At 59.0% G+C, this 14,410-nt stretch carries 12 protein-coding genes; 8 read left to right on the forward strand and 4 right to left on the reverse strand.

The annotated features are described in order from the left end of the window. The first annotated feature begins 116 nt into the window (after positions 1 to 116). The 4 genes from metF to ELQ88_RS32890 all read left to right on the forward strand — a co-directional run bounded on the left by metF (position 117) and on the right by ELQ88_RS32890 (position 5,125). On the forward strand, positions 117 to 962 hold the full coding sequence (gene metF, locus ELQ88_RS32875; protein WP_128870678.1) for a methylenetetrahydrofolate reductase [NAD(P)H]: 846 nt from the start codon (positions 117 to 119) through the stop codon (positions 960 to 962). Between the two features lie 75 nt (positions 963 to 1,037). Next, positions 1,038 to 2,117, forward strand: a complete 1,080-nt coding sequence (locus ELQ88_RS32880; RefSeq protein ID WP_138969379.1) for a hypothetical protein — start codon at positions 1,038 to 1,040, stop codon at positions 2,115 to 2,117. Positions 2,118 to 2,204: 87 nt separating this feature from the next. Next, positions 2,205 to 3,020, forward strand: coding sequence for a transporter substrate-binding domain-containing protein (locus tag ELQ88_RS32885; RefSeq protein WP_128870680.1), 816 nt, complete (start codon positions 2,205 to 2,207; stop codon positions 3,018 to 3,020). Between the two features lie 221 nt (positions 3,021 to 3,241). Next, a complete protein-coding gene (locus ELQ88_RS32890; RefSeq protein ID WP_138969380.1) occupies positions 3,242 to 5,125 on the forward strand; it encodes a DEAD/DEAH box helicase in 1,884 nt (627 codons plus the stop codon). A 168-nt stretch (positions 5,126 to 5,293) separates the two neighbouring features. Here the strand turns inward: ELQ88_RS32890 and ELQ88_RS32895 are convergent, their stop codons facing one another. Together ELQ88_RS32895 and ELQ88_RS32900 are read right to left on the reverse strand one after the other, a co-directional pair. Beyond that, a complete protein-coding gene (locus ELQ88_RS32895; protein ID WP_138969381.1) occupies positions 5,294 to 5,878 on the reverse strand; it encodes a YceI family protein in 585 nt (194 codons plus the stop codon). A 32-nt stretch (positions 5,879 to 5,910) separates the two neighbouring features. Beyond that, positions 5,911 to 6,462 carry a cytochrome b gene (locus ELQ88_RS32900; RefSeq protein WP_128870682.1) on the reverse strand — a complete coding sequence of 184 codons (552 nt, stop codon included), beginning with the start codon at positions 6,460 to 6,462 and terminating at the stop codon, positions 5,911 to 5,913. Between the two features lie 867 nt (positions 6,463 to 7,329). Here ELQ88_RS32900 and ELQ88_RS34925 point away from each other — a divergent pair. Beyond that, positions 7,330 to 7,566 (forward strand): hypothetical protein, encoded by a 237-nt coding sequence (locus tag ELQ88_RS34925; RefSeq protein ID WP_228761582.1) that lies wholly within the window; start codon positions 7,330 to 7,332, stop codon positions 7,564 to 7,566. A gap of 647 nt (positions 7,567 to 8,213) precedes the next feature. Here ELQ88_RS34925 and ELQ88_RS32910 read toward each other — a convergent pair. After that, on the reverse strand, positions 8,214 to 9,965 hold the full coding sequence (locus ELQ88_RS32910) for a flavin monoamine oxidase family protein (protein WP_138969382.1): 1,752 nt from the start codon (positions 9,963 to 9,965) through the stop codon (positions 8,214 to 8,216). Positions 9,966 to 10,187: 222 nt separating this feature from the next. Between ELQ88_RS32910 and ELQ88_RS32915 the strand changes: the two genes are divergently transcribed. Further along, positions 10,188 to 11,594, forward strand: a complete 1,407-nt coding sequence (locus ELQ88_RS32915; RefSeq protein WP_138969383.1) for an adenosylmethionine--8-amino-7-oxononanoate transaminase — start codon at positions 10,188 to 10,190, stop codon at positions 11,592 to 11,594. 178 nt (positions 11,595 to 11,772) lie between these two features. Then, a complete protein-coding gene (locus tag ELQ88_RS32920) occupies positions 11,773 to 12,492 on the forward strand; it encodes a 16S rRNA (uracil(1498)-N(3))-methyltransferase (RefSeq protein ID WP_128870684.1) in 720 nt (239 codons plus the stop codon). Between the two features lie 115 nt (positions 12,493 to 12,607). On the opposite strand, the gene ELQ88_RS32925 is transcribed toward ELQ88_RS32920, so the two are convergent. Further along, positions 12,608 to 13,225, reverse strand: coding sequence for a hemolysin III family protein (locus ELQ88_RS32925; protein ID WP_138969384.1), 618 nt, complete (start codon positions 13,223 to 13,225; stop codon positions 12,608 to 12,610). Between the two features lie 237 nt (positions 13,226 to 13,462). On the opposite strand from ELQ88_RS32925, the gene ELQ88_RS32930 reads away from it, so the two are divergent. After that, a complete protein-coding gene (locus ELQ88_RS32930; protein ID WP_128870686.1) occupies positions 13,463 to 14,377 on the forward strand; it encodes a LysR substrate-binding domain-containing protein in 915 nt (304 codons plus the stop codon). Positions 14,378 to 14,410: the final 33 nt, after the last annotated feature.

Below are 14,410 nucleotides of genomic sequence, written 5' to 3' on the forward strand. Positions count from 1 at the left end.
ACGTTAACGATAACGCGTGCTGTCTGGAATAACGCGTTGCCCTGACGTTTTTCGCGAGCAAGCTCGCTCCTACAGGGGGGCCAGCGTCCGCCTCATGCGTTTCCAAGGATATGACCATGTCCCAAGACCGTCGCTACAGCTTCGAGTTCTTCCCTACGAAGACCGATGCTGGGCATGAAAAGCTGCTCGCCACTGCTCGTCAGCTGGCCAAGTACAACCCTGATTTCTTCTCCTGCACCTACGGCGCTGGCGGTTCGACCCGTGATCGAACGCTCAACACCGTGTTGCAGCTCGAAAGCGAAGTCAAAGTGCCTGCCGCACCGCACCTGTCCTGCGTTGGCGACAGCAAGGACGACCTGCGCGGCCTGCTGACGCAATACAAGGCCGCCGGCATCACCCGAATCGTCGCCCTGCGCGGTGACCTGCCTTCGGGCATGGGCATGGCCAGTGGCGAAATGCGCCACGCCAATGACCTGGTTGAATTCATTCGTGAAGAAACCGGCGATCACTTCCACATCGAAGTCGCCGCTTACCCGGAAATGCACCCGCAAGCGCGCAATTTCGAAGACGATATCGCCAACTTCGTGCGCAAGGCCAAGGCTGGCGCCGACAGTGCGATCACCCAGTATTTCTTCAACGCCGACAGCTACTTCTACTTCGTCGAGCGTGTACGGGCGCTGGGCGTGGACATCCCGATCGTGCCGGGCATCATGCCGATCACCAACTACAGCAAGCTCGCACGCTTCTCCGACGCCTGCGGTGCGGAAATCCCGCGCTGGATCCGCAAGCAGCTGGAAGCCTATGGTGACGACACCGCCAGCATTCAGCGTTTCGGCGAGCAGGTCATTACTGAAATGTGTGAACGTTTATTGCAGGGCGGCGCACCGGGGCTGCATTTCTATACCCTTAACCAGGCCGAGGCGAGCCTGGCCGTGTGGAACAACTTAAAGCTACCGCGCTGACAGTGACCACGCCGTACCCAAAGGCCCTCTTCTGAGGGTCTTTTACATTCAACAGCCCATGGAAAGTTGTTCCCCATGACTGAGCTATCCCCATCGCGCCCGCAACTGGTTTACCTGGCTTTCGGCGCCGAGACCTACCACCAGGAAGCACTGTTCAGCATCGCCAGTGCCCTGACCTGGCTGCGTGAGACACCCCAGGCAGAACTCGACATCCAGGTGTTCTGCGACAATCCCCAGCCCTACGCGCGCCTGCCGGTCCGCGTGCGCATACTCGACGAGGCTACTCGCCAACGCTGGAACGCACCCCACGGTTATCATTTTCGAGCCAAGCATGTCGCCTTGCGCAAGGTGCTCGAGGAGTCGCCAGTCGCTTTGCTGATCGACACCGACACCTTCTTTCATCGCTCACCGGTCGAATTGTTCGATCGCGTGCAACCCGGCACCCTGCTGTGCAACGACTACTACACCCGATTCGGCACCAATAAAGAAAATATGCTCTACAGTGCGCTGTCGACAACGCTCAGGGACAGAGGCCTGGCGGACGATCAGATGATGCTGCTCAACTCCGGCGTGATCGGCCTGCATCAGCAGGACGCTCAAGTGCTTGACCACTCCATTGCTCTGATCGACGAACTGTTTCCCATGGCACGCGGGGCATATACCCTTGAGGAGTTCTGCCTGTCGGTCGCGGCCTATCGCAGCATGCAGGTCAAAAAGTGCCCGGACCTGATCCATCACTACTGGAGCCGCAAGCAACTGTTCAGGGCCAAAGTCAAAGCCTGGGTTGCCAAACACGCCAGGAACCCGACCAGTCAGGCGGCACTGGATGACACTCGCCGGGTGACGATGCACCTGCCGCGACCGCCCCGGACCCAGCGATTGCTCTACAAGCTCATCACCCTGGCGCTGCCCGCCCATCTGCGTCAGTTCATCCGCGAAATCCTCTACGGCTGTTATGAACACCCCAACGAGTTCGACCAGGCGTGTGGACCGGTATGGTGGGAAAAAGCGTTGCAGAACCAGGAGGAACGCCTTGGCAAGCCGGTCACTCAGCGCTTGCTCGAACGCTGGTTCGACAGGGAACTGGTGCAGCTGATCCTGGGCAGCCGATGCAAAGCCATTCACGACCATTTGCTCAATTCGTCCTGCAAATAGAGGCCTGGCGCACAATTCCCTGACAGTCCGCGTGAAACAGGCATGCCAGCGCTTCTCATTAAGCCTTGAGAGTACTAACCTCAGGCCATGCCCCTTATCTCCCAGTTGCTGACAGCCGTGCTTTTTACTTGCCTGAGCTTCGCTGCCCGGGGCGAGAAACTGCGCATTGTCACCGAACCCTGGGCGCCTTATGTGTATGAAGAAAACGGCAAAGCCCAAGGCCTGGACTACGAAACCACGGCCATTGTCTTCAAGCGCCTGGGGATAGAAGTCGACTGGCAGTTCCTGCCGTGGAAACGCTGCCTGTCGATGCTCGAACAAGGTCAGGCGGACGGCGCGCTGGATATCTTCCACAGCGATGAACGCGACGCGACCCTTCTCTACCCCAGCGAACCTCTCTCGGAAGTCGAGTTCGTGATGTTCTATGCCAACGCACGGCCCCATCCGTTTCGGACCCTGGAAGAATTGCGCGGCCTGACCGTCGGCACCTCGCCGGGTTATCTGTACAGCAAGGATTTTCGCGAATCATCGCTATTTACCCGGGAGCCGGCGCCGAGTCATGAAGCCAACTTCGGCAAACTGGTGCGCGGGCGGATCGATCTGCTGATTACTGATCGCCGGGTCGGCCAGCATTTGCTTGACGAGTTGAAGATTCGCGACAAGATCACCGAAAACCCGGTCGTCATCAGCCAGCAAAGCCAGTTCCTGGCGGTGCGGCGCAACGCGGGCATGGACTTGCTGATACAGCGCTTCGGCGCCGAGCTCAAGCGCTTCAAGCGCGAACCCGCCTACGCTGAATTGAGCGCCCGCTATGGTGCCAGCCCGGCAACGGGCGCAAAGGCCGCCGGGGCCGCGGTCACGACCCGCAAAACCGTTGAGCAGCAGGAAAGCGGCGCGCAGTGATTGCTCTGTTATACTCCGGCCTTCCCGCCAGGCTCACGCCCGGACGCTCGGACTCGTTCAAGGCATCTCGATCCCGCTACAGCGCAGCTTTCAGCCCGCGCGAGCGCTCCAGATGAGCCTTCGAGGCCCAGCAGGACCGGACGGGATTGCGTCCCCTTAAACGCCATTCGCGCCAGGCAAGACTCCCATTGGGCCAAGCCCTAACTAGAACAGGATTACTCATGTCCTTTGCTTCCCTCGGTCTCTCCGAGGCTTTAGTCCGCGCCATCGAGGCAGCGGGCTATACCGAGCCTACTCCGGTGCAACAGCGGGCCATTCCCGCCGTGTTGCAAGGTCGCGACCTGATGGTTGCGGCACAGACAGGTACTGGTAAAACCGGTGGCTTCGCCCTTCCGATCCTGGAGCGGTTGTTCCCTAACGGTCACCCGGACAAGTCCCAGCGCCACGGCCCGCGCCAACCGCGCGTCCTGGTCCTGACCCCTACTCGCGAACTCGCGGCTCAAGTGCATGAAAGCTTCAAGGTCTATGCCCGTGACCTGAAGTTCGTCAGCGCCTGCATCTTCGGCGGCGTTGGCATGAACCCGCAGGTTCAGGCCATGTCCCGCGGTGTCGACGTGCTGGTGGCGTGCCCCGGCCGCCTGCTCGACCTCGCCGGCCAAGGCAGCGTCGACCTGTCCCACGTGGAAATCCTCGTGCTGGACGAAGCCGACCGCATGCTCGACATGGGCTTTGTCCATGACGTGAAAAAGGTCCTGGCCCGTCTGCCGAGCAAACGTCAGAACCTGTTGTTCTCGGCGACCTTCTCCAAAGACATCACCGACCTCGCCGGCAAGCTGCTGCACAACCCGGAACGCATCGAAGTCACGCCGCCGAACACCACGGTCGAGCGTATCGAACAGCGCGTATTCCGCCTGCCTGCCAACCACAAGCGTTCGCTGCTGGCGCACCTGATCACCGCCGGTGCCTGGGAACAGGTGCTGGTGTTCACCCGCACCAAGCACGGCGCCAACCGCCTGGCCGAATACCTGGACAAACACGGTCTCAGCGCCGTCGCGATCCACGGTAACAAGAGCCAGAACGCCCGCACCAAAGCCCTGGCCGACTTCAAGGCCGGTGAAGTGCGCATCCTGGTCGCCACCGACATCGCCGCTCGCGGCCTGGACATCGACCAGTTGCCCCACGTGGTCAACTTCGAACTGCCGAACGTCGACGAAGACTATGTGCACCGTATCGGCCGTACTGGCCGTGCCGGTCGTTCGGGCGAGGCGATCTCCCTGGTCGCCCCGGACGAAGAAAAACTGCTGAAAAGCATCGAGCGCATGACCCGCCAGAAAATCGCCGACGGCGACTTGATGGGCTTCGATTCCAGCGCAGTGGAAGCCGAAAAACCTGAAGTTCGCGAGCGTCCGGATGTGCGTAACCCGCGCAACCCACGTGGCCCGCGCGGCGACGGTCCGAACGGCACTGGCGGTGGCGGCGGTCGTAAAGACAAAGGCAAGGACAAGGGCGGCAAGGAAAAACCTGCGGCCGCTGGCCGTGGCGAGCGTCCGGCCCGTGAACAGAAGCCACGCGAAGGCACCCCGGCCCGCGAACAGCAGCGCCCGGCCCCTCGCGCCGCCGCTGATCGTGCGCCGGACGAGTTCCTGGACGACGATATCGATAACTTCGGTAACCGCGTCGACTACGTGCCTCAAGCCAAACCGGCTCAAGGCCGCGGTCGTCGTCCGGGTGCTCCGGCACCAGGCGCGGCAGCTGGCGCAGGCGCAGCAGGCGCTCCGCGCGGCGGCAAGCCACAGGGTCGTCAGAGCGGTCCGCGCAGCAGTGACGGCGCCACCACCGGCACGCCACCGGCCAAGCGCAGCGGCCCGCGCAATGGTGCTCCACGTGACGGCCAGGCCCGTCGCGAAGAGTCCCGCAACCGCCGCCCGGCCCGTAGCGACGACAAGCCGCTCTCGGAACCGGCCGTGCAAAACCCTCGCGGCCCGGCACCGAAGATCATTCACAAGGAGTCGAAAACCGATCGTTTCCCGACACCTGAACAACTTGATCAACTGCCAGGCCGTCCGCGCGGTGAAAAACCAGCGTTGCTGACTCGCAACCGCTGATTTAGCACTGCCATAAAAAATGCCCCGGATCTCGCGATCCGGGGCATTTTTTTTATGTATTACCTGTAGGAGCCGGCTTGCTGGCGAAGGGGGCAACTCGGTTTCTGCGGTGCCGCAGATGTCGCAGATGTCGCATTCGCTGGCAAGCCAGCTCCTACAGTCTCAGCATTACTTCGCTTTCACACCTTCAAACGTAACGTACAGCTCGACCGCATCGGACGCTGGGCCCAGGTCTTTCTGCTTGCCAAAGTCCGAACGCTTGATGCTGGTGGTGCCTTCGAAGCCGGCACGGTAGCCGCCCCATGGATCCTTGCCTTCACCCAGGAAAGTGGCCTTGACCACGACTGGCTTGGTCACGCCAAGGATTGTCAGGTCGCCGGTCACGTCGGCAGTGTCTTTGCCATCGGCGTTTTTGCCGGTGGATTTGACGCTGGTGGAGACGAACTTCGCTTTAGACCCGTTCAGGAAGTCTTTGCTGGCGATGTGCTTGTCGCGCTCGGCATGGTTGGTGAACACGCTGGCGGTATTCACGTTGAACTCGATCTTGCTGTCTTCCGGCTTGGCAGCGTCGAAGCTGAACTTGCCGTCGATATCCTTGAAGGTACCGGTGATGTAGCTGTAGCCCAGGTGGCTGATCTTGAAGTCGACGAAGGCGTGCTGGCCTTCCTTGTCGACAACGTAGTCAGCCGCCATTACGTTTGCGGACAGCAGAGCGGAACCGATTGCCAGAGCGGCGAGCGTCTTTTTCAACATGCTTTCTATTCCTTTGGAGTCGAGGTTGAACTTCAAGCTTTGCGACCCAGCATTCGTGTCAGGGTCGCATCACGATCGATAAAGTGGTGCTTCAATGCTGCCAACGCATGGAGGCCGGAAAAAATTACCAGCACCCACGCCAGATAGAAATGAATCACACCGGCGGTGTCTGCCTGGTCCGGTAGTCCGGACACCAGCGCAGGAACTTCGAACAGGCCAAACACCGGAATCCCGACACCGTCTGCGGTGGAAATCAGGTAACCGGCAATCATCACGACAAACAGGCTGAGGTAGAGGAACGCATGGCCGAACGTGGCGCCAATGCGCGTCATGCGGCTGTAGCTTTGCAGCGCCGGCGGCGGTGGGCTGATAAAACGCCACAGCACCCGTAGCAGCATGACGGCGAACAGCACCAGACCAATGCTCTTGTGCAGGTCCGGCGCGTCTTTGCGCCAGGTGCTGTAGTAGTCGAGACCGACCATCCACAAGCCCAACGCAAACAGACCGAAGACTGCCAGCGCCACACCCCAGTGCATGAACACGCTGATCCAACCGTAGCGCGAAGAAGAGTTACGTAGCTGCATTGCCCAAATCCCGTGAGAACTGCGACCAAGACTATCGAGTTATCTATCGATTTAAAGCGGAAAATTTCGCTTTGAAATATCGAGAAATACGATCAAGAGTCTGAGGTAGCTGAGTTAAGGAAGGATTAAAGGCGAGTTTGTGGCGGGATGTTAGTGGTAGTCGAGGAAAAACTGGTGTTCGAGAACCCCTTCGCCGGCAGCCGGTCTCGTTCCCAAAGTGGATCAGCGTGAACCCAAGACAGGTGTCTACCACAGAACCCTGTAGGAACCGCATTCGCTTCACTGAATGGCATCAGCCAATGAACCGCACTTTTGTTCACGCCAAAGCCTCACTGCGCCATGCCTCAGCGGCTAAAGCCTTCTGACCGGCTTGGCCGTCACCGCATCCTAATTATGGAAGACCGGAGGGGGCTGCAAGCAATCAGGCTTATACGGGTCCATCTGGCATTTGTGGCTCAGTTCTACGCTGTGTCCTTCAAGAACTGGACGGCCATCTATACAGCCAGATACGGCTATCAATATTATTATTGCTACCAGTGCTTTCATGATGCTCTCCAGTTTTTGAAGAACATAGAGTTTAAGGTCAGGCGCTGTCTATCATCTCGATCTGATTCCTTTGTGGGAAGCATCTGATATATCGCCGAGGCGTGTAGGACCGGGACCAGTTTTTCCGCCGGCGATAGGCCGGCGCTTTCTTGGCAGGCTCAGTCTTCATCGATCCAGAGCACTTGATGGCTGCCGATTCCATTCTGTTACACGCAAACCTGCGATGAATATTGTTAAGACATGCGATAAATATGTATGGCCATTTCCATATTTAAACTTGATTCAATGAGCGCTCAATCCTTCATTGATTAAGGTAAAAACATGGCTATTTCTTATACCCCATTTCAAGCAAGTGGCACCTCGGTTCTGCCTCCCAATCAAACGATGTCACCGGGACAGTATCTTATGTCCGAAAACGGGCGATTCCAGTTGGTATTGCAGGCTGATGGAAATTTGGTCATTACGGATGGCGGCGCGGTAGTCTGGGTTGCAGATGAAAACCAGATTTATAGCAAAACTTTGTACCCGAAAAAATGCGCGAGCCTTTGCAGTTTGTGATAAGCAACAGTGGTTTTCTTTATGATCCGTCAAGAAGGCGTTTATGGATTGCTGAAAGCACTCACAGTAGGGACAAATCGCTTTGGTACAACACTTGTATGACAATGCAAGATGATGGGAATGTAGTCATTTACGATCAGCGCACGGGAAACCTGTGTTGGGCCCGCTTTGGCTTCGTGCCTGGTCGGTTTGCAAAGGCAACGAATAAACTGCTTAAAGAACTACCAAACGGCATGAAGATTTATACATGGGATTTTTCACTCTAATTATGGAAAACTGAAGGGGGCTGCAAGCAATCATGGTGGTACGGATCTATCTGGCATTTGTGCGCTAGTTCAGTGCCATTTGTTGTCATTTGACGACCATCTACACAGCCAGATACGGCTATCAATATTATTATTGCCGCCAGTGCTTTCATGATGCTCTCCAGTTTTTTGAAGAACATAGAATTTAAGGTCAGGCGCTATCTATCATTTCGATCCGATTTCTTTGTGGGAAGCATCCGATATATCGCTGAGGCGTGTAGGACCCGGATCGTGGATTGGCGACTCCAGGGCGCCGCGCAGGCAAAACCGGGGTGCTACATGCTTGATAAATGAGCAAAAAAAAGCGCGGCCCTTGAGCCGCGCTTTTTTTACCCCTGAACGTTACTGAGCCTTGGTCTCAGTGGTCGCCGCCGGTTTGGCCGCTGGCTTTTTCACCGTTTCAGCTTTCTTTGCCGGAGCCTTTTTAGCCTCGGTTTTGGCCGCAGGCTTCTTCACCGGTGCCTTGGCCGGCGCTTTTTTCGCCGGTTCGGCCTTCACCGGTGCCGCCGGTTTTGGTGCTTCAACAGCCGCTGGCGCAGGGGCCGGAACTGGCGCTGGAGCCGGTGCCGGTGCAACCGGAGCGACTGGTTCAGGCGCCTTGACCGGTGCTGGCTTGTCATCCGAACCACCAAACAGATTGCTGAAGAAGTTGCCCTTCTTCGCCGCCACCGCGCCGGCTGCCACAGCGGCCGCCGCCGGAACAACCTTCGCAGGCTCGAAGGATTTGCCCGCCGCCAGGTCTTCCACCTGGCTGGCCGCCCGCTGCCCCGTGCGCAAGGCACCTTCCAGGGTGCCCGGGTACAAGGTGTCCGTGTGTTCACCAGCGAACGCTACTCGCTGAATCGGACGCTCCCACAGGCGCCAGTACTTGCTGATCTGTCCCGGACCAAAGGCCAGGTAAGCGCCACCCATCGACGGGTCGGTGCTGTAGCGGCGGATTTCATAACCGGTGAACGAACCGCGCGCCTGTGGATAAAAAGCGTGCAGGCGGATCAATACCTGATCGGCCATCTGCTTGTCGCCGAAGGCCTGCATGACGCGAGCGTTATCGCCGGACAGGTTGATCACCACGTTGGCGCCGCCCTTCAGTGCAGGTTCGACCCACAACATGCCCAGGCCGGTGTTGCTGTAGATTTCGCCGGACATGCGCGCTTTGCTTTCCCACACTGGCGTCTTGAACTTCAGCAGGATCTGGTCGCGCCAGCCGTAGTTGGTGCCTTTGATCGCGGCCAGGTGCTGGGCATCCAGCGCCGGGGTCATCTGGATCTTGTTCAGTGCGCGCAACGGCACGGCCACGACGACGTAGTCGGCCTGATAACCGACGCTGCCGACTTTGACGGTCACGCCGTCCTTGTCCTGGATAATCGCCGAGACCGGGGCGCTGGTCTTGATGGTTTTCAGTTGCTTGACGAAAGCCTGGGCCAATACCGGGCTACCGCCGAGCAGGCGCGAGGCACGCAGGTCACGGTCGGAAACGCCGCGGTACACCCGGCTCTGCTGGGCGAAGTACAGCAGCGACAGGCGCGATGGTTCGTCATAGCGGGTACGGATCTGCTGGTTCACCAGCTGGCGGGCGGTCGCTGGCAACGTCAGCCGGTCGAGCCAGTTGGAAACGTTTATCTGATCCAGCGCATGCAGCGTGCTGTTTGCCGAGGGGTTCTGCGGGTCTTCGATCGAGCGCGCCAGGTCGTCCAGGGTCTTCTCGTAGCGCTTGAGCGCTTCGGCCGTGGTCGGGTCCTTGGTGGCCAGATCGGCCGCGGAGTAATACACGCCGTCGATCAAATAGCCCGGCGTGCGCACGAACTCGGGGGCCGGCGTGGTGCCCAGCTTGAACGTCGACACGTATTTGTTCAGCACCGGCTGAGTCTTGTCGTTGCCGATCCACTCGCTGGTGGCCATGCCGGAGCGGCCGCCCAGGCTCGGCTTGGCTTCCAGCAACGTGACCTGCCAGCCCTTGTTCTGCAGCTCATACGCAGCCGTGAGGCCCGCCAGGCCGCCGCCGATCACGATCGCCGTTTTATCCTTGGCCAGCGCAGACACGCTGAACAGCCCCAACATCACCAGCGCACAGGCGCGCAGCCAACCAGCAGACATTCAGAGAACTCCGAAAATACACAAGGAAATAGCGGTTTTACGAGTCAGACGACCCAAAGAACCGCGAAGAATACGTTAGCTATCAAAAGGCCGCCAGTGACGTCTTTCGTCCTATATAAAGTAGCTCAAACGGCGCAATGGGTTGTTCCGGGGACGCGCATTGCATAGGCTTGCGCGATTGTATGTCCGCAGATGTCACGGACCGCCTCGAGGAGACTGAACATGGGCCTTAATAATCAGTGGATGCAACGCGATCTCGCGGTGTTGTGGCATCCCTGCACCCAGATGAAAGATCACGAGCAACTGCCGCTGATACCGATCAAGCGCGGTGAAGGCGTGTGGCTGGAAGACTTCGAGGGCAAACGTTACCTCGACGCTGTCAGCTCCTGGTGGGTCAACGTATTCGGCCACGCCAACCCGCGAATCAACCAGCGCATCAAGGATCAGGTCGATCAGCTGGAACACGTGATCCTCGCCGGTTTCAGCCATCAGCCAGTGATCGAGCTGTCCGAGCGCCTGGTAAAGATGACGCCCGAGGGACTGACCCGGTGCTTCTACGCCGACAACGGCTCATCGTGCATCGAAGTCGCGCTGAAAATGAGCTTTCACTACTGGCTCAACCGCGGCCAGCCTGACAAGAAGCGCTTTGTCACCCTGACCAACAGCTACCACGGCGAAACCATGGCGGCGATGTCGGTGGGCGATGTGCCGCTGTTCACCGAGACCTACAAGGCGCTGCTGCTGGACACCATCAAGGTGCCGAGCCCGGATTGCTACCTTCGGCCGGAGGGCATGAGCTGGGAAGAACACTCGCGTAACATGTTTGCCGCGATGGAGCAGACCCTGGCCGAGAACCACGACACTGTCGCTGCGGTGATCGTCGAACCGCTGATCCAGGGCGCCGGCGGCATGCGCATGTACCACCCGGTGTACCTCAAATTGCTGCGCGAAGCCTGCGATCGTTATGGCGTGCACCTGATCCATGACGAAATCGCCGTCGGCTTCGGCCGCACCGGGACAATGTTCGCCTGCGAACAGGCCGGCATCCGTCCGGACTTCCTGTGCCTGTCCAAGGCCCTGACCGGCGGTTACCTGCCGCTGGCGGCCTGCGTGACCACTGAAGATGTCTACAGCGCGTTCTACGACGACTACCCGACCCTGCGCGCCTTCCTGCATTCCCACAGCTACACCGGCAACCCGCTGGCGTGTGCGGCGGCATTGGCGACGCTGGATATCTTCGAAGAAGACAACGTCATCGAGAACAACAAGGCGTTGGCCCAGCGCATGGCCTCCGCCACCGCTCACCTGGCTGACCACCCGAACGTCTCGGAAGTGCGCCAGACCGGCATGGTGCTGGCGATCGAGATGGTCAAGGACAAGGCCACCAAGGAAGCTTATCCGTGGCAGGAACGTCGCGGCTTGAAGGTGTTCCAGCATGCGCTGGAGCGTGGTGCCTTGCTTCGACCGTTGGGCAGCGTGGTGTATTTCCTGCCGCCCTACGTGATCACGCCGGAGCAGATCGATTTCCTGGCGGAAGTGGCCAGTGAAGGCATCGACATTGCGACCCGTGATAGCGTCAGTGTTTCGGTGCCCAAGGACTTTCATCCGGGTTTCCGTGATCCGGGTTGATTGATTTCACTTGAGCTTGTGGGTGCCTGGACTGCCGCCTTCGCTGGCAAGCCAGCTCCTACAGGTTAGATGTCGTGCACAAAAATTGCGGTAACCACAAATCCTGTAGGAGCTGGCTTGCCAGCGATAAGGTCGACACGACCTTCAGACGATTACACCTTTTCTCCAGAGAACCCGCATGAGACTGTCCCGCTTCTTTATCGACGCCCCCCTGAGCACCGGCGAGCACGAACTGCCCGAAGCCCAGGCCCATTACATCAGCCGCGTACTGCGCATGGCCGAGGGTGACGCGCTGCAATTGTTCGACGGCTCGGGCCACGAGTTTCGCGCCACGCTGGTAGAGGTCGGCAAAAAGCGCGTCGTGGTGCGGATCGATGAAAGCTTCAGCGGACAAGTCGAGTCATCGCTGCAGATCCATCTCGGCCAAGGCCTGTCCCGTGGCGAGCGTATGGACTGGGCAATCCAGAAAGCCACCGAACTGGGCGTGACTGAAATCACCCCGATCTTCAGTGACCGCTGCGAAGTCCGGCTCAAGGACGAGCGCGCCGACAAGCGCCTGATGCATTGGCGCCAGGTTGCGATCAGCGCGTGCGAGCAGTGCGGACGTTCACGGGTGCCGGTGATTCATCCGCCGCTGCTATTGGCCGATTGGTTGAAGCAGACTCAAGCAGAGTTGAAGCTGGTGCTGCATCCGGTGGCCGAACCGATGGTCAGTCATGCCAGACCTGCGACGCTGGCGTTTCTGATCGGGCCGGAGGGTGGATTGTCGGATGCGGAGGTTGATCAGGCGCAATCTGCCGGGTTTCATGCCGCCCGCCTCGGCCCTCGGGTGTTGCGCACAGAGACTGCGCCGGTGGTGGCATTGGCGGTGGCCCAGCAGCTTTGGGGCGATTTCTAGGGCCCCTTCGCGAGCAAGCCCGCTCCCACAGGGGATTTGTGGTGATTCACAAATCTTCAGCAACATACCGATCTAATGTGGGAGCGGGCTTGCTCGCGAATGGCAGCGACGCGGTCTACAAGACATAAAACATAATCGCCACGAAGTGCAGCAAACTCCCGGCGATCACGAACAGATGCCAGATCCCGTGCGCATGGCGCAAACGACTATCCAGCGCAAAAAAAACAATGCCCACGGTGTACAGCACGCCGCCAGATGCCAGCCAGGCGAAACCTGTACTGCCTAATGCCGCCAGTAACGGCTTGACCGCCACCAGCACGATCCAGCCCATCACCGCGTAAATCACGATCGACAAGACCCGCGCTTCCGAACGCGGCTTGATCTCTTGCAGGATGCCGATCAGCGCCAGCCCCCAGACAATCCCGAACAACGTCCAACCCCAGGGCCCGCGCAGGGTCACCAGGCAGAACGGTGTGTAACTGCCGGCAATGAGCAAGTAGATCGAAAAGTGATCGACCTTCTGCATGATCTCTTTCTTGCGGCCGCGAACGCTGTGGTAAACGGTCGACGCACTGTAGAGCACCAGCAAGGTGAATCCGTAGATCGCCACGCTGACGATTTTCCACGGACTGCCGTCCATGCCGGCGATCACCAGCATCCACACCACCCCGACGCACGCCGCTACCGCCCCGACCAGATGCGTCCAGGCGTTCAATCTTTCCCCGTGATACATGTGTTGCTCACCTCGAAATTCGTTGCAACATCGCGCAAGGCTCAGGCCTTGAGACTAAAAGCGCAATGTTTCAGCACGCAAATCCCCCCTGTAGGAGCCGGCTTGCTGGCGAAAGGACCTCGAGACTGGTGGTGTTCTTCAGGACGCCTTCGCTGGCAAGCCAGCTCCTACGAAGGGCAGCAAGCGTGAGCCTCGGGAATTGGGCACAATCGAGCCATTCGAATAAGAGTCTGCATCATGCTGATCGACGAAGAGTTGACCCTGAAAAAACTCGAGGTGTTCCTGGCCTTCATGCGCACCGGCAATCTGGCCCGGGCCGCGGCCGAGTTGCAGACCAGCAATGTCAGCGTGCACCGGGCGATCCACTCCCTGGAAAGCGCCCTGCGCTGCCCGCTGTTCAAGCACGAAGGCCGCAACCTGACACCGCTGGAAAGCGCTTATGTGCTGGAAGAACGGGCGCAGAAGCTGATTCAGGACGTGGTCGAAACCGTGCGCCTGACCCGTGAAGCGGCCGGTTTTTCCGCCGAGCGCTTCAAGCTCGGCTCGTTGTATTCACTAACGGTGAAAACGGTGCCGCAGCTGATCATGGGCCTGAAGATCCGGCGCAGCGAGCTCAACATCGACCTGATCCTCGGCTCGAACTTCGACCTGTTGTACAAGCTCAAGAACATGGAGGTCGATGCGATCCTGGTGTCACTGGACGAAAGCATCAACGACCCGGATTGCGAGCAGATCCCACTGTTTTCCGACGATATCTTCCTGGCTACGCCGGCGGACTCGAAGTTCGCCCAACGAACCGAAGTGGATCTGGCCGAAGTGCGCGACGAGACGTTCATTACCCTGACCCAAGGCTTCGCCACGCATCAGGACGGCAAACGGGTATTCGAGCAGGCAGGGTTCGAGCCCAAGGTGGCGATGCAGGTCAACGATATCTTCACCTTGCTGAGCATGGTCAGTTCGGGGGTGGGTTATGCGTTGCTGCCGGGGCGGATCGCGGCGGTGTACGAGAACCGGGTGAAGCTGATTCCGTTGCAGGAAAAGTATCGGTTGCAGCAACACATTGGCGTGGTGTTCTTGAAGGCCAAGGAGCGGGATCCGAATTTGCTGGCGTTGCTGGCGGAGTGTCGGATGTATGCCAATCGCCAGGCTTGATAGCGCAGCGTCCCTTCGCGAGCAAACCTCGCG

This window comes from Pseudomonas sp. MPC6, assembly GCF_006094435.1.
In the GTDB taxonomy this organism is placed as follows: Bacteria; Pseudomonadota; Gammaproteobacteria; order Pseudomonadales; family Pseudomonadaceae; genus Aquipseudomonas.